Annotated in this window: 6 protein-coding genes; 3 read left to right on the top strand and 3 right to left on the bottom strand. The window is 67.5% G+C overall.

The window, feature by feature from the left end:
* The first annotated feature begins 74 nt into the window (after nucleotides 1-74).
* Complete coding sequence (locus ATO9_RS06700) at nucleotides 75-1,253, top strand: acetyl-CoA C-acyltransferase family protein (RefSeq protein WP_043747052.1); 1,179 nt, start codon at nucleotides 75-77, stop codon at nucleotides 1,251-1,253.
* Nucleotides 1,254-1,331: 78 nt separating this feature from the next.
* On the opposite strand, the gene pbpC is transcribed toward ATO9_RS06700, so the two are convergent.
* Complete coding sequence (gene pbpC / locus ATO9_RS06705; RefSeq protein WP_043747054.1) at nucleotides 1,332-3,359, bottom strand: penicillin-binding protein 1C; 2,028 nt, start codon at nucleotides 3,357-3,359, stop codon at nucleotides 1,332-1,334.
* A complete protein-coding gene (locus ATO9_RS06710; RefSeq protein WP_043747057.1) occupies nucleotides 3,359-8,797 on the bottom strand; it encodes an alpha-2-macroglobulin family protein in 5,439 nt (1,812 codons plus the stop codon). Before ATO9_RS06710 ends, pbpC begins: the two co-directional genes overlap by 1 nt.
* Nucleotides 8,798-8,948: 151 nt before the next feature.
* Between ATO9_RS06710 and ATO9_RS06715 the strand changes: the two genes are divergently transcribed.
* Both ATO9_RS06715 and ATO9_RS06720 read left to right on the top strand, forming a co-directional pair.
* The gene (locus tag ATO9_RS06715) at nucleotides 8,949-11,144 is read left to right on the top strand and encodes a response regulator (RefSeq protein ID WP_043747059.1); all 2,196 of its coding nucleotides are present in this window, start codon (nucleotides 8,949-8,951) and stop codon (nucleotides 11,142-11,144) included.
* A gap of 126 nt (nucleotides 11,145-11,270) precedes the next feature.
* Nucleotides 11,271-12,803, top strand: coding sequence for a lytic murein transglycosylase (locus ATO9_RS06720; RefSeq protein ID WP_043747061.1), 1,533 nt, complete (start codon nucleotides 11,271-11,273; stop codon nucleotides 12,801-12,803).
* A 603-nt stretch (nucleotides 12,804-13,406) separates the two neighbouring features.
* On the opposite strand, the gene ATO9_RS06725 is transcribed toward ATO9_RS06720, so the two are convergent.
* A complete protein-coding gene (locus ATO9_RS06725; RefSeq protein ID WP_052418146.1) occupies nucleotides 13,407-16,340 on the bottom strand; it encodes an error-prone DNA polymerase in 2,934 nt (977 codons plus the stop codon).
* Between the last annotated feature and the right edge of the window lie 129 nt (nucleotides 16,341-16,469).

A 16,469-nucleotide genomic window follows, 5' to 3' on the forward strand; every position in this document is an offset into this window, starting at 1 on the left:
GGGCAAGACAGCAGCAATGGGCCGGACCGGGTATCAGGTTCCCCGTCGGCCGCTTGCAAATCCGGGAGGGATTCATGGAAGAAATCGTCATTCTCAGCGGCGCACGTACCGCCATCGGCACCTTCGGCGGCAGCCTGGCCGGCGTCGCGCCCATCGACCTGGGCACCACCGCCGCGAAAGAGGCCCTGACCCGCGCCGGCGTCGAAGGCGGCCAGATCGGCCATGTCGCCTTTGGTCACGTGATCAACACCGAACCGCGCGACATGTACCTGTCCCGCGTGGCCGCGATCCAGGCCGGCATCCCCGACACCACCCCCGCGATGAACGTGAACCGCCTGTGCGGCTCCGGGGCGCAGGCCATCGTGTCGGTGATCCAGTCCCTGGCCATGGGCGACGCGGAATTCGGCCTTGCCGGTGGTGCGGAATCGATGTCGCGCAGCCCCTTCATCAACCCCTCCGAACGCTGGGGCCAGAAGATGGGCGACATCAAGGTTCTCGACATGATGCTGGGCGCGCTGAACTGCCCCTTCGGCACCGGCCACATGGGGATCACCGCCGAAAACGTGGCCTCCGAACACGACATCAGCCGCGAGGCGCAGGACGATTTCGCGCTGGAAAGCCAGAAACGCGCCCTTGCCGCGATCGAGGCGGGCCGCTTCAAGGATCAGATCGTTCCGGTCATGGTCAAGGTGAAGCGCGACGAGGTCGCCTTCGACACCGACGAACACGTCAAGGCCTCCACCACCGCCGAAGGTCTGGCCGGTCTGCGCCCCGCCTTCAAGAAGGACGGATCGGTCACCGCCGGCAACGCGTCGGGCATCAATGACGGTGCCGGCGCGGTCGTGATGGCCACCGCCGCCGCCGCGGACAAGGCCGGGCTGAAGCCGCGCGCCCGCGTGCTGGGCTACGCCCATGCCGGTGTCCGCCCCGAGGTCATGGGCATCGGCCCGGTCCCCGCGGTGGAAAACCTGCTGAAGAAGACCGGCCTGTCGATCACCGATTTCGACGTCATCGAGTCGAACGAAGCCTTCGCCGCCCAGGCCCTGGCCGTGAACAAGGGCCTCGGCCTCGACCCCGCCAAGGTGAACCCGAATGGCGGCGCCATCGCCCTGGGTCACCCCGTCGGCGCGACCGGCGCGATCATCACCGTGAAGGCGCTGTATGAACTGGAACGCACCGGTGGTTCCAAGGCGCTGATCACCATGTGCATCGGTGGCGGCCAGGGCATCGCGCTGGCGATCGAACGGATGTAATCCCGTCTGTCACCGGGAAGTATCAGAGGGCGCGGATGTCACCATCCGCGCCCTTTTTGCGTCCTGTTATTCCCTACCTCAGCGCAGTTCGATCGTGGCAGAGGCCGACCGCCCCGCCGCGTCGATCACCGACAATTCGGTAAAGCCCTGCCCCAGCCCGTCCAGCAGCACGCTGCGGTCCTGAACGCCGGTGCGCAGCGGCAGGCCATTGGCCATCCAGGTGAAAGGCGGCTTGCCCTCGCGCACCTTCGCAGGCACCGCCCCGGCCCGGGCCAGCACGGCGCCATCGGGCGGGAAGGCCAGTTTCGGCAGATCGGCCGGCGCGGCGAACCCGTCGCGGGGCCGGAACCGCTTCAACGGTTCGGGCAGCAGCGCGGCGTCGACCAGCAACGTCTCGGGCGGCGGCGGGGGCGGCGCATCGAGCGCAGGTTTCAGCCGCCCGAACGCCTCGAACAGCACAGGCGCGGCCAGATCGCCACCGAAGGCACCGGGCACCGGTGTGCCATCGGGCCGCCCCAGCCAGACCCCGATCACATGCGCCCCGTCATAGCCCACGGCCCAGGCGTCGCGGTGGCCATAGCTCGTCCCGGTCTTGTAGGACAGGTAGTTGACCGGCGCGCCCGGCGGCGGGTTCAGGCCCGCCAGCATATGCCCCACCTGCCAAGCAGAGGCGCGCGACATCAGCCGCCCCGACTGCTCCGCCTTCTCCATACGCCAGCGAAGGTTTTGCCCCTGTCCGTCATTGGCCAGCCCGGCATAGAGCTGCACGAGGTCATGCAGCGACATCCCCAGACCGCCAAGCGCGACGGCCAGCCCCGGCTTGCCCCCCGGCACCGACGGGTCGGCCCCGGACCGGCGCAGCGCGGCCATCAGGTTCTGCGGTCCGATCGCGTCGGTCAGTTGCACGGCAGGCAGGTTCAGCGACAGGCGCAGCGCATCGGCCACCCGGATCTCGCCCCGGAACATGCCATCGAAATTCTGCGGTGCGTAGCCGTCGAAATCCATCGGGCGGTCGTCGATCATGGTTTCCGGATGCGCCAGCCCGGCATCGAAGGCCAGCCCGTAGATCAACGGCTTCAGCGTCGATCCCGGTGACCGCAGCGCCCGCGTCATGTCGATGAAACCCTGCCGCCGCGTCGCGTCCTCCAGCCCCGCCGACCCGACCGAGGCCAGGATCTCTCCGCTGCGGTGATCGGCGACCATCATTGCGATGGACAGCCGTTCGGAACGTCCCCGCAGCGTCGTCCGTGCCAGCGCCTCCAGCGAAGCCTGAAGGGTGGCGTCCAGGGTCAGGCTTTGCACCGGGACATCCGGTGCCTCCGCCAGGGCGCGGTCGGTCATGTGCGGGGCCAGCGCCGGAAACGGGCGGCGTTCGCGCGGCGCGGTGTCGGTCTTGGCGGCGGCGACCTCGTCTTCCGGCAACACGTCATAGTTCGTCATGCGGTCCAGCACCCGGTCGCGGGCGCGGATGGCGGCCAGCGGGTCACGGTCCGGACGGCGCGCCTCGGGCGATTGCGGCAAGGCCACCAGCAACGCGGCCTCCGCCGGTGTCAGGCGGCGCGGTTCCTTGCCGAAATAGCCCAGCGTCGCCGCGCGGATGCCCTCGAGGTTGCCGCCCATCGGCGCGAGCGTCAGGTAAAGCGTCAGGATCTGCTGCTTGCTGATCTGCCGCTCCAGCGCCAGGGCCAGGCGGATCTGTCGAAGCTTGCCCGCCCAGGCGCCGGTGCCGCTGTCCTCGAGCAGTCGCGCAACCTGCATCGTCAGGGTCGACCCGCCCGAAACGATCTTACCGGCCCGCGCCGATTGCCAGGCCGCACGCAGCATCGCGACCGGGTCGACACCGGCATGGCGATGGAACCGCTTGTCCTCGAAGGCCAGAAGCATCCGGATGTACGCGGGGTCGACATCCTCTGGCGACACGCCGAGACGCCAGCGACCATCCGCTACCGTATAGACCCGCAGCAGCGCCCCGTCCCGGTCCTGCACCTCGGCCGAGGTGTCCAGCAGAAGCGGCGGAATCTCCGTCGCGTCCACCCAGGCGTCCAGCCGGTCGCGGCCAAAGGCCCCGGCCCACAGGGCCAGGACAAGGATCAGCAGCCAGCGCATCACTCGGTGACCGTCACCTGACCGGCGGCGGTGCGGGCGCGGTAGCGGGGGCGATACATGTCCTCGACCGTCGCCGCCGGGTGGTGATAGCTGCCCGGAGAGATCGCGCGCACGATATAGGCCAGGCGGAACGGGTTGTCGGACCGCCAGTCGATCGCCGCCAGGAACCGTTCCGTGCGGAATTCGCTATGTTCCGGATTGCGGGTCTCCAGCCAGTCCAACCCCTTGATGTCGCCCGACTGGATCAGGTTGGGATTGTCGATCTCGAACCCCGCCGGCAGCGGGTCGTCCACCATCAGCCGCGCGCCCGTCTTCTCGAAGGGTTGCACGGTCAGGACGGTCACCAACCGGGTGCCGCGCGCCACGCTGTCCGGCGACACGGCCTCGCCCTCCATCGTGTAATAGGCGCGTTCGATCGAATAGCCGTAGCCGCCCGCATCGGCCGGGGTGGCGGGCACGCCGATCGTCGTCAGGGTCACGTCGGTGACTGCGTCGCCCTCGTTACGGATCGCCATCGGGGTCAGCGTCTCGGCCTCCATCGCGCGCACGAAGGGGCCTTCGACCGTTTCGCCGTTCAGCGACAGGCCGGCAATCGACGGATCGTCGATCAGGGCCTTGGCCGCCAACAGGGTCCAGGCGCTTTCCTGGGTCGACATCGGCCCGTCCTGCGCGCCGACCTGCGACGCCAGCAGGGTCCGGTCCACGGCGTTCGACCCGCTTTCCACCGCCAGCGACAGCACGCCCGCCGCATCGCGCAGCTGCGTACCGTAATCGGCGCGGAAGACCTGCGCCTCGGTCGCCTCACGGTCGGCCTTCAGCTTGCGGCCCGCGATGGCGAACATCGCGTCGGCGCGCGTCTGGTCCCCATAGAGCGCCAGCGCCGCGCCCAGCTGCGCCGCCGCCAGCGGGGTCGCGAAATCCTCGCCCTTGGCATCGGCATAGTAGCGCAGATCGCCCATATTGGCCGCCCCTTCGCGCGCCAGAACCATCAGCGCATAGGCTACGTCCTCGCCGCCATTGTTGGTCTCGGCGTCGAAATCGGGGGCATAGTTGATACGGTTGCGCAGGTTGTCGACCGCCATGCGGAAGGCCAGCGGGTTCACCTCGTGACCCTCAGCCCGTGCACGGGACAGGAAGTCGGTTACGTAGGCGTCCAGCCAGAAATCCCCCGACGATGCGCGCCACAGCCCGAACGCCCCGTTGGAGCTTTGTCGGGTCAGCACGCGGTCCACCGCCTGGGCGATGCGGGTGTCGATCTGCTGCGGCGTCGCGATGCCCATGGCCTGCGCCACGGAGGACAGGTATAGCAGCGGCATCGCCTTGGAGGTCACCTGTTCGGTGCAGCCATAGGGATACCGGTTCAGCGTCGCCAGCAGCGCCGGCGCATCGACGCGTGCGAGCGGCCCGGCCGACACGATGGCCTGCCCGGTGCCCGGCACGAAATCGGCAAAGACGTTCTGGTCCAGCGTGAAGGTATCCCCTGCCGCCAGCGAGAACCGCTGCGTGACCGAGATCGCGGGATCGTTGACCCGCACCGGCATGTTCAGCGTCTTGGTCAGCTGCCGCCCATCCGGCGTGGTCAGCGCGACCGTCACCGTATGGTCGCCCACCTGATCCGCCGCCAGAGGCAGGCGGAAAGTCTGGGTCTGCTTCTCGCCCAGGTCGAAGCCCGAAGGCACATTGCCCGTCAGCTGCACACCCTGCGCGGTGACGTCCAGCCCCATCCGGCCCGTCGGCCCGGTGGCATGCACGATCTCCAGCAGCATCGAAGACGTATCGCCCGGTTGCAGGAACCGCGGCAGCGTCGCCGTGACCACGACCGGGTCGCGCACCAGCACCTCCGCATCTGCGGCACCGACACCGGTCTCGCTCCAGGCGACGGCCATCAGTTTCACGGTGCCGTTGAATTCGGGCAGGTCAAAGGACAGCTCGGCGCGGCCATCGGCACCCACCGTGACGGGACCGGTGAAATAGGCCACCAGTTCCTCGGTCGGCGGCGGGCTTTCCAGCCGGGCAGAGCTTCCGGCATCGCCACCGGAACGCACCACGCCCATGGCGCCCTGCGTGCTGTCGATGAGGCGGCCGTAGAGGTCACGGATATCCATGCCCAGTCGGCGCTGGCCAAAGTAATGGCCCTCGGGATCCGGCGTTTCGAACCGGGTGAGGTTGAGGATCCCGACATCCACCGCCGCGACGGTGACATAGGCGGTATCGCCCGCGCGCACGCCTTCGACGACGACGCTGGCGGTCAGCGGCCCGCGCGGATCGGCCTCCTCGGGGGCGTCAAAGGACACGTCCAGCGCCTTCTCGCCGGGATCGACCTTGGCATAGCTCAGCCCCAGGGACCGGGCGGGCATCTGCCCCGCCGGTTCGTCCATGGCCCGGATGACCGAGGCGGTGACATAGGCCCCCGCGCCCCAATCCGCGGTCACGGGCAGGTCGATCAGGTTCTCGCCCTCCTGCACCTCGACCGCCTTCATGTCGATCAGGCGGTTGGACATCACCGTGACCAGCGCCGTGCCCGCATAGCGCGGCACGATGCGCAGCTGCGCGGTGTCGCCCTCGGCATAGCCGTCCTTGTCCAGCGACAGGTCCAGCATATCGGGGGTCGAGGACGCATCCGCCGGTGCATACCAGCCCGAATGGAAGGTCAGGTCGCTGGCCAGGTAATCGCCGTCCAGACGCTCCACCACGATTTCATAGCGGCCCCAATCCGTCGGGGCCGTGACCTCGACCGGGGCATCGCCCAGCGTGGCGCGGCCCGTCGCGACCTCGGTCCGGGTCGTGTAGGGTTCCCAGTTCCAATTGCCGTATTGCTGGTACCATTGATATCGTGTGCGGACCCGGTTGACCGTCCACTGGACCTCCATCGCCTCGGCCTCCAGCGCGGAGTTCAGGGCGATCAGGTCGAACGCCGCCATGGCGCCTTCGCTCACGGCCTCATCGAACAGCGGTTTGATCCCGATGGCCGGGCCGTCCGGTCCGATGACCCGTTGGATCGACCGTTCGACCGGCCGCCCGGAGCCTTCCTGCACCCGTACATTGGCCCGCAGCGCGAACGGCATGCCGCGATTGTCGTCAGGGAAGGGCGGCTCCAGCGCCAGCGTCGCCGCGCCCTGCGCATCCGTGCGCCCGCTCAACGTGTCAGAGATGGCGTAGCGGCTGTCGGCCTCGCGCCCGAACGTATAGCCCGGATGACTGTCCAGCTGCCGCGTCGTGCTAAGGCGGATCTCGCCCGAAATCCGCAGATCGGCCCCCGGCGCGCCAAACAGGTAATCCGCCTGAACCCCGAGCGTCGGCAGAGCCGAAGCTTGCAACGGGCCCTCGGGCAGGTCGAGCGCCACGTCGATGCGTTCCGGCAGGAAATCCTCGACCAGGACGGTGGTCTGGGCCAGGGCCGGCGCGTCCACGTCGGCCTTGATCTCGATCCGCCAGGACCCGCGCGGCGCGGTCGATCCGACGGGCATCTGGAACACGTGCCCCCCAGCCGCATCGCGGGTCGAGGTCATGCGCGCATATTCCACCCCGTCCGGGCGGGTCAGGATCGCCGTGATCGGCAAGCCGTCGATGGCCGCGGCGACATTGTCCCGCGCCAGCGCGGTGACGTTGATCGTTTCACCGGCGCGATAGGCCCCGCGATCGGTGGTCAGGAAGACATCGACCGGCGGCGCGGGCTCCCGCCCCTCGACACCACGGTCGGACAGGTCGAAGGCCGGATCGGTCAGCGACAGAAACGCCAGGTCATCCCCCGATCGCGCCAGCACCATCGCCGGGGCCGCCCCGCCCGTGCCACGGGTCAGGCCGGCCTCGAACAGGCCATAGCCCTCGGCATCGGTGGTGATCGTGCCCAATTCGCGGTTGGCGCGGCTCAGCAGGGTCAGCTCGACCCCGTCACGCGGCTGCGCATCGCCAAGGCCACGCAGGAAGACATGCAGCCCGTCGCTGCCCTGCATCGTGGTCAGGCCCAGATCGGTCAGGATGAACCATTGAAAGGCCGCCTCCGCATCGTCGTTCCCGGGTTCTTCGGCGGACAGGACATAGGCGCCCGGCTCCAGCCCGGCCAGAACGTCACCCATCGGCAGGCGGGTGGTCATGTCGCGGTTCAGCTCGTTCTGGGTATCGGCCTCGCCCTCCCAGACCTTTTCGGCCACTTCGCCGGTGAAATCGCGCAGCTCCCAGCGTTGCAGGCGCTGACCGAAGTAATCCTGCTGGACCGAGCGCAGCAGGTTGCGGTCGATCACGCGATAAAGCTGCATCTCGACCCGGTCCAGGTTCACCGTCTCGATCGGCAGCGCGGCACTGCCCGACGAGGGCAGCACATAGGCCCGGCCGGGGAAGGTGACCGACGGTTCACGGTCGCGGATATAGAACCGCAGCGGCACGTCCTTGACCAGCTTTTCACCCGACAGCGCGGGCATCCCTTCGCGGAAGGTCACGGTGTAGCGTTCGCCGTGATTGCCGCCGCGCACGCAGATCTGGTTGCCGCTGGCCTCCACGGCCATGGATTGATCGGGCAGGCGCACGTAATCGGCGTAATCCACACCGACCTTGACCAGTCGTTCCGAGAACTCGGCACAGATCTGCGGATCGGCGAGGTTGCTTTCGACGCGATGTTCGGTGATGCGGAAGCCGAACTTGCCGATCGCATCGTCCAGCGCGGCGGTGATGTCCTCGCGCGGCTGGATGCTTTCGGCCAGGCGCAGCGTCGGGATCATGTCCCGCCCGCGACGGTTCAGCAGCAGCGCATCGGCCATCACGGTCAGCGCATTGACCCGCACCGCGTCACTGTCGGCCCGCAGGTAGGCGTTGATCGCCGCCGCCAGCGACCGGTCCGTATAACGCGAGCGGTTGTTGCCCGCATCGGGCGCATGGTCATGCAGAAGGCGGGCATATTCCGCCCATTGATCGGCGGCGTCGGACTTGGCCACCGCCCCGCCCATCCAGCGCATCGCGTTCAGCAGGTCGCCATCGGTGCGGCGCTGCTGCGAGGCGGCGACCATGGCCGACACGGTGAATTGCCCGCCGGGGTGATACCAGCCCACCTGCCGCGCCAGATCGCGCGCGTCGCGCATCGCGCCGCTGCCCAGGAATGCGATCTCGGCCGCACGGGTTTCGGCCAGGGCCATCGCCTCGGGCGTCATGCGCACCACGCGGGCCGATTGCGCACCGTCGAATTCCTCTTCTGCCGTCACCTCGCTCTTCGGGAAACAAGACTTGTTGTTCTGGTTGAAGGTGAAGGCAATGCAGGCATCCTGCGCCTCGCAGGCCTGTCGGCAGGCCTCGAACGTGGTGTCGAACAATTGCGACAGATCGGTCCCGACAAAGTCTCGATCCCCCGACACGACCACCCGTTTCTCGGGCACCGGCGCATCCTGCGCCTGGGCGAACGGGGCGGCAAAGATCAGGGCGGCGGCAATCACCTTGAGCAAGCGGGACATGAATTTCTCCTCGATGAATGCAGTCAAACTGCCATGCCCCGCCGAAAGCTGACAAGGATTCGCCTCCCCGCAGGGCAAACCTAAACGGATTATTCACCAACATGGCCGAGTGTCCGGTGAGGCGCGAAGCGCAGCGAACGGAGAATCTGGCATGACCCTGGCCACCAAACTGGCGGAGGAACGGCGCGCGCGCCTGGCCGCAGAACGGTTGCTGGAACAGAAGCAGCAGGAACTGCACGCGGCCAATCGCAAGCTTGGCCGCCATGCCCGTGCCCTGTCCGAGGAAATCGTCGAAACCCGGGCAGAGGTGCAGAACGTCCGCGACGAAAACCAGCGGTTCAAGCTCGACCTCAGCGTCGCCAACCAGAAGGTCCAGCTGGCCGAACGGCGGCTCTGGCATTCGATCCAGTCGATCCAGGACGGCTTTGCCTTTTTCGACCCGGACGGCCGGATGCTGGCTGCCAACGATGCCTGGATGTCCGTCTTCGACGGGCTGGACGAGGTCGGGCCGGGTGTCTCCTACATGCGGCTGCTGCAACTCGCCACCGAGGAAGGCATCGTCGATATCGGCGACATGACCCCCGCCGACTGGCGCACCATGATGATCCGCCGCTGGCAGGAGCCGAACCCCGACCCGGTGGTGATCCGCCTGTGGAACGGCGTTTTCATCAAGATGGTCGATCAGCGCGGCCATGACGGCGACATCGTCTGCCTGGCGCTGAACATCACCGACACGATGCGCTACCAGAAGGAACTCAAGGATGCCCGCCAGAAGGCGGAGGCCGCGAACCGCGCCAAAAGCGCCTTCCTCGCCAATATGAGCCACGAGATCCGCACGCCCATGAACGGCGTCGTCGGCATGACCGAATTGCTGGCCGACACGCCGCTGACCGACGACCAGCGGCTCTATGTCGATACGATCAAGAACTCGGGCGAGGCGCTCTTGGTCATCATCAACGACGTGCTCGACTATTCCAAGATCGAGGCCGAGAAGCTCGAGCTTCATCCCGAACCCTTCGACCTGGAACGCTGCATCCACGAAGTGCTGATGCTTCTGCAACCCGCCGCCCGTGACAAGGAGCTGGAGCTTGTCGTGGATTACGACCTCTTCCTGCCCACCACGTTCATCGGTGATCCCGGGCGCGTGCGGCAGGTGTTGACCAACCTGATCGGCAACGCGGTCAAGTTCACGCTTCAGGGCCACGTGATCGTCCGCGTCACCGGCCTGCCCGAACCCGAAACCGGCCGCGTCCATGTCCATGTCACGGTCGAGGATACCGGCATCGGCGTCCCCGCCGACAAGGTCGAGGCGATCTTCGGCGAATTCAGCCAGGTCGAGGACAGCCAGAAACGCAAGTTCGAGGGCTCCGGCCTTGGCCTCGCCATCACCCAGCGGCTGATCAACCTCATGGGCGGCGAGATCTGGCTGGACAGCGAGGAAGGGGTCGGATCGGCCTTCGGCTTCCAGGTGACCCTGCCCGTCACCGACCAAACGGCCGACCCCGCGCCGCCCGACACCCTGCGCCGCGTGCTGCTGGTGGACGACCAGCCGGTAAACCTGTCGATCCTGGAAAAGCAGGTCGAAATCCTCGGGGCCAGCGCTACCTCCTGCGCGTCGGGGGCAGAGGCGATGGCACGCATCGGCGACGGGTTCGACCTTGTGATCACCGATCACAACATGCCCGACATGGACGGGATGGAACTGGCCGACGCCATCCGCGACGCGGGCTACGACGTGCCGATCATCATGCTGTCCTCCTCCGTCGGCTACGCCGAGATGGACCCGGCGCGCCGCCACCTCTCGGCGATCCTGCAACGGCCCACGCCGCGGCGCGACTTGTTCCGCGCGCTCGAAACCCTTGACCTGCCTGCGCCCGCCAAGACCCCGCCGCCGCCGGAACCGACCGACACCGCACCGCCCACCGAGGCGCCGCCGGACAATCCGCGCCCCATCGTCTTGGCGGCAGAGGACAACGCGACCAACCGGCTCGTCCTGTCCAAGATGCTGCGCGACGAAGACATCGACCTGCATTTCGCGGAAAACGGCGAAGAGGCGGTGAAGCAATGGCAGACACTGCGCCCGGTGATGATCCTCATGGACATCTCCATGCCCGGCATGGACGGGATCGAGGCCACCCGCCTGATCCGCGACGAAGAAGCAAGCCGCGCCCTGCCCCGCACCCCCATCGTCGCCATGACCGCCCACGTGATGGAGGACGGAGAGGCCCAGATGCGCCGCGAGGGCCTGGATGGCCACCTCGGAAAACCGATGCGCAAGGCCGCGATTCTGGAAACGATCCACCAATATCTCGGCACGCCCGAAACCGTGCTGGATGCAACAGGATGAAAACCGCCGAACGCCAATGGCTTCAGCAATTCTCTGCGAGCGGGCAACGGTTCACCTTTCGATTTCGCAACAATCGGGGTAAGATCGGAAACAATGAAAAGCATTGATAAAAGGCCGGCAGTCCTCATGCGCTCGTTTCTTTCAGTGACCTTCGCGTCGCTCACCGTCTTGTCCACGGCCGCGTCCGTCGTGGCAGAACCGGTGGCCCGCTCGCTCCGCCCGCTGGCGCGTCCCGCCGCGTTGCAGACGGCGACGCCCGTCGCGGTCACCCCTGTCTCCAACAGCTCGACCACGCAATCCGGTGCCACACAATCCGGCGACAGGGCCATCGCGGCCTCCATCGCCGGACAGGTCATGGCCCAGCTGGGCACCAAGCCCGCAACCCAGGCGGAACAGCCCGCGACCCGTGCGGCCTCCGGCGCCAAGGTGATCCGCGTCGCCGCCCGCACCAGCCTGCGGCCCCGCGTCCGGCCCGAAGGGTTGCTGGCCACGTCGCAATCCACCTCGCAATCCTCTGCAGAGGTCATCCAGGCCTCGAACCCCGCGGGCTTCCGCAACTGGGTCTCCGGGTTCCGCAACCGCGCGCTGGCCAAGGGCGTCAGCGCCCAGGTCTTCGACCGGACCTTCGCCCGCGTCCGCTACCTGCCCGAGGTCATCAAGCTCGACCGTCGGCAGTCCGAATTCACCAAGTCGACCGGCGAATACCTGGAAAGCGCGGTGTCGGCGACCCGCGTCACCAATGGCCGCAAGGAGGCGCGCCAGCACGGCCGCACCCTCAACGCGATCGAGGCGCATTACGGCGTCGACAAGAACGTCGTCGCGGCGATCTGGGGCATGGAAAGCGCCTATGGCTCCTACCGGGGCAAGACGCATATCCCCTCGGCCCTCGCAACGCTGGCCTATGACGGCCGCCGCGGGTCCTTCTTCGAGGCGCAGCTGGTCGAGGTGCTGAAGATCCTCCAGCGTGGCGATACCACGTCGGAAAACATGCTGGGCAGCTGGGCCGGGGCCATGGGGCACACCCAGTTCATCCCGACCTCCTACCAGGCCTACGCGGTCGATTTCACCGGCGATGGCCGCCGCGACATCTGGTCGGACGACCCGACCGACGCGCTGGCCTCCACCGCCGCCTATCTCAACCGCATGGGCTGGGTCCGGGGCATGCCTTGGGGGGCCGAGGTGACGCTGCCCGCCGGGTTCAACTTCACCCTCGCCTCCGGTCCGCGCAAGATGCCGTCGGAATGGGCGCGGCTGGGCGTGGTGCCTGCGCGGGGTGGATCGATCCCCGATTACGGCTCTGCCCGGCTGCTGCTGCCCGCCGGGGCCAAGGGCGCGGCCTTCCTGGTGTTCAAGAACTTCGACGTGATCAAGCGCTACAACAACTCCGACGCCTATGCGATCGGGGTCGGCCACCTGGGTGACCGGATCAGCGGCGACGGGCCGCTGCGCGGCTCCTGGCCCAAGGGCGAACGCGCGCTGAAACGCGCCGAACGGCAGGAGCTTCAGACCCGCCTGACCCGCGCCGGATTTTCGACCGGCGGCGTCGACGGCAAGATCGGCCCCAACACCGTGGCCGCGATCCGAGGCTACCAGCGCGCCGTCGGGATGGAACCGGACGGCCACCCCTCCGTCGCCCTGCTGACCCGCCTGCGGCGGTAGATTCAGACCCTGTTTCAGGGGAATTTGGCCCGGCGGACACAGGTTCGCCGGGTCTTTTCATTGGTCATTCGGGTAGTAGCAGGGGGAGTTTGCCGGAGCATTTCATGCGCCTCGCGCCGAACGCGCTGCCTCGCAGGGAAGCGCGACAATCGAGCCGCTCCTTCCGCCTCTGTCAAAGCATCGTGCCGCGTCTTGCGAGCGCCGTTTCACCGGCTGGTACTCGAATTTGGGCCGTCCTCTCTTTGCCCTGTCGCATCTCATATCTCGGCTCAGAGCTTATGCTTTAAACCAGCCGATGCGACGGCCCGAGCCGTGCGCGCGCCGTCCCGCGGGGTGGCGCTCCGACCGCCCCGCTAACGCGCTTTCATGGTGCAATCTGCATCTTCGCTCTAGGCTAACATCGAACGTCAACATAGCGCCGCCCCGTGGGGGCGGCATCGTCCATTGTCCTCGGACCAATGGCGGACAATGAACGATCGCTCGCACGGCGCCTGCGGCTTGATTCCGTGCGGGGGATAAAGCGGAAGCCTCGCCCAACGTGGGGCAGGACGCATTGGCCACGATCCGTGTACCGGGTCCGTATCGATCCTCGAAAAACAGACCCTAAACCGGGCCTTTCCGCTCTTCTTCGACCGTACCGGCCCCACGCCACGCCCCGTATCCCGGCGTCAGAACCTCGCGCAGGAAGGCCACCGGATGCGCCTTGAGCGACAGGCGCAAGGCCACGAAATCCTCGACCATCGCCTCGCCCGGGGTCATCTCGGGCAGCAGCACCGCGGGTTCCACGATCCCCTCGCCGTCCATGTCGCCCTCGAACAGCGGCAGCGGCTTGCCGGGGCGCAGCGCCTTGGCCTCCCAGATGGCGCCGCGGCGATCCAGCCCCAGCCCGGCAAAGGCATCGGCCTCGGCCAGCCGTTCGATCAGCGACGGGGCCACGCCCGCCCGGCGCCAGACATCGCCGACCGAGTGATAGCCGTTGCCCCGCGCCGCCACGATCCAGTCCGCCTCCTCCTGCGCGACGCCCTTGATCTGGCGAAAACCCAGCCGCAGGGCCAGCCGCGCGCCATCGCGCTCCATGATGTTGTCCCAATGCGAGGCGTTGATATCGACGGGCCGGACCTCCACCCCGTGTTCACGCGCATCCCGCACGATCTGGGCAGGGGCGTAGAACCCCATGGGCTGCGAATTCAGCAGCGCACAGGCAAAGATGCCGGGATGGTGCCGCTTGATCCAGGACGAGGCGTAGACCAGCAGCGCGAAACTCGCCGCGTGGCTTTCGGGAAACCCGTATGACCCGAACCCTTCGATCTGGGAAAAACAGCGCTCCGCGAAATCCTCGTCATAGCCGTTGCGCCGCATTCCCCGCAGGAACCGGGTGCGAAATTCCGACACGTTGCCGTGCTTCTTGAAGGTGGCGAGGGACCGGCGCAGGCGGTCCGCCTCCTCTGGGGTGAACCCGGCCCCGATGATCGCGATCTGCATCGCCTGTTCCTGGAAGAGCGGCACGCCAAGCGTCTTGCCCAGCACCCGGCCCAGCTCGTCCGAGGGGAATTCCACCGCCTCCTCGCCGTTGCGGCGGCGGATATAGGGGTGGACCATGTCGCCCTGGATCGGGCCGGGGCGGATGATCGCGACCTCGATCACCAGGTCGTAGAAGCAGCGCGGCCGCATCCGGGGCAGGAAGTTCATCTGCGCCCGGCTTTCCACCTGGAAGACGCCGATCGTGTCGGCCTTGCACAGCATGTCGTAGACCTTGGGATCCTCCGGCGGGATCGTGGCGAGGTCCAGCTCGGTCATCTCGTGGCGCTCCAGCAGGTCGAAGGCCTTGCGGATGCAGGTCAGCATGCCAAGCGCCAGCACGTCGACCTTCAGGATGCCGAGCGTGTCGATATCGTCCTTGTCCCAGCAGATGACCGTGCGGTCCTCCATCGTGGCGTTCTCGATCGGGACAAGTTCGTCCAACCGTCCCTCGGTCATGATGAAGCCGCCGACATGCTGCGACAGGTGGCGGGGGAAGCCCTCGATCTCGTGGATCAGGGCCATGGTCTGGCGCAGGCGCGGATCGGTGGGGTCCAGCCCGATCTCGCGCATCCGCTGGTCCTCCATCCCGCCGGCGGCGAAGAACCCCCAGAGCTGCGAGCTGAGCGCCGAGATCGTGTCCTCCGTCAGGCCCATGGCGCGGCCGACCTCGCGGATGGCGCGCTTGCCGCGGTAATGGATCACCGTGGCACACAGCCCCGCGCGGTGGCGGCCGTAGCGTTCGTAGATGTGCTGGATCACCTCCTCGCGCCGCTCGTGTTCGAAATCGACGTCGATGTCGGGCGGTTCGTCGCGGGCCTCCGACACGAAGCGTTCGAACACCATCGTGCCGATCTCGGGGCTGACCGAGGTGACGCCAAGCGCGTAGCACACGACCGAGTTTGCCGCCGAGCCGCGCCCCTGGCACAGGATGTTGCGCGACCGGGCGAAGGCCACGACGTCATGCACGGTCAGGAAATAGGGTTCGTAATTCAACTTGGCGATCAGGGTCAGTTCATGATCCAGCATGGCGCGGACCCTGTCGGGCGCGCCGTAGGGATAGCGCCAGGCCAGCCCCGCCCGCGCCAGCCGGGCCAGACGGTCGGTGGGGCTTTCGCCTTCCGCGATCTCGCTGGGATATTCGTAGCGCAGCTCGTCGAGGCTGAAATTCAGTCTCTGAACCAGGGAAATCGTACGATCCACGGCATCCTGAAACGGCCCCAGCATGCGCCGCATCTCGGCCTCCGACCGCAGGCGCTGTTCGCCATTGGCCAGCGCGTCGCGGCCCAGGGCCTCGACCGTGCGGGAGGTGCGGATCGCGGTGACCACATCGGCCAGCCTGCGGCGGCGCCCGTGATGCATGATCGGGCGGGCGCTGGCGATGGTGGGCAGGGCAAGCGCCTCGGCCAGCGCCGTCTGCGCCGCGAACCGGGCCGCATCCTGCCCGTCATAGGCCGGGGCCAGCGCCAGCGACATCTGCCGGCCAAAGCGGCGCGTCAGCCGTTTCGCCCTTGGCAGCCAGTCACCCGCGCCGCGCTGCGATGTCAGGCTTTGTGGCGGGTGGAGCACCAGGTGCACCTGGTCCAGCCCGTTCTCCAGCAGGTCCTCGGGGTGGAGCAGGCAATCGCCCTTGGGCGACCGCAACCGTCCCTTGGAGATCAGGCGACACAGCCGTCCCCAGCCCTGCCGCGCCTCGGGCAGGGCCGTGATCTCCGTCCCGTCGGCCAGCAGCAGCCGGGCCGCCGGGATCAGCCGCGGCGCCTTCGGGCGGGGCGGTTCGTGGCCGGGCTTGAGCGGTCCCATCGGCCCGTTCGCGGCCTCCCAGTCCGTGCGTTCGCGGATGGCGCGGGCGATCTCGCGCGCCTGCTGGTGGGCGCGGACGATGCCGGCAACGGAATTGGTGTCGGCGATGGCGATGGCGGCCAGGCCCAGCTGTTCGGCACGCAGCACGTATTCCTCGGGGTGGGAGGCCCCGGTGAGGAAGGTGAAGTTCGAGGTGGCAGAGATCTCGGTGAACATGGGGAGCGATGCGTTGGAGCGACTCGCAGTATATTCACGTTTTGTTCTTTTTTGAAGCCTGGGAGGGGCGGTGACGATCAGGACGCAAAAGCCCTTGTTTAGGCTCTGGATCTGCTCAGCATCCGGATG

The organism is Pseudooceanicola atlanticus (assembly GCF_000768315.1).
GTDB classification, from domain to species: Bacteria; Pseudomonadota; Alphaproteobacteria; order Rhodobacterales; family Rhodobacteraceae; genus Pseudooceanicola; species Pseudooceanicola atlanticus.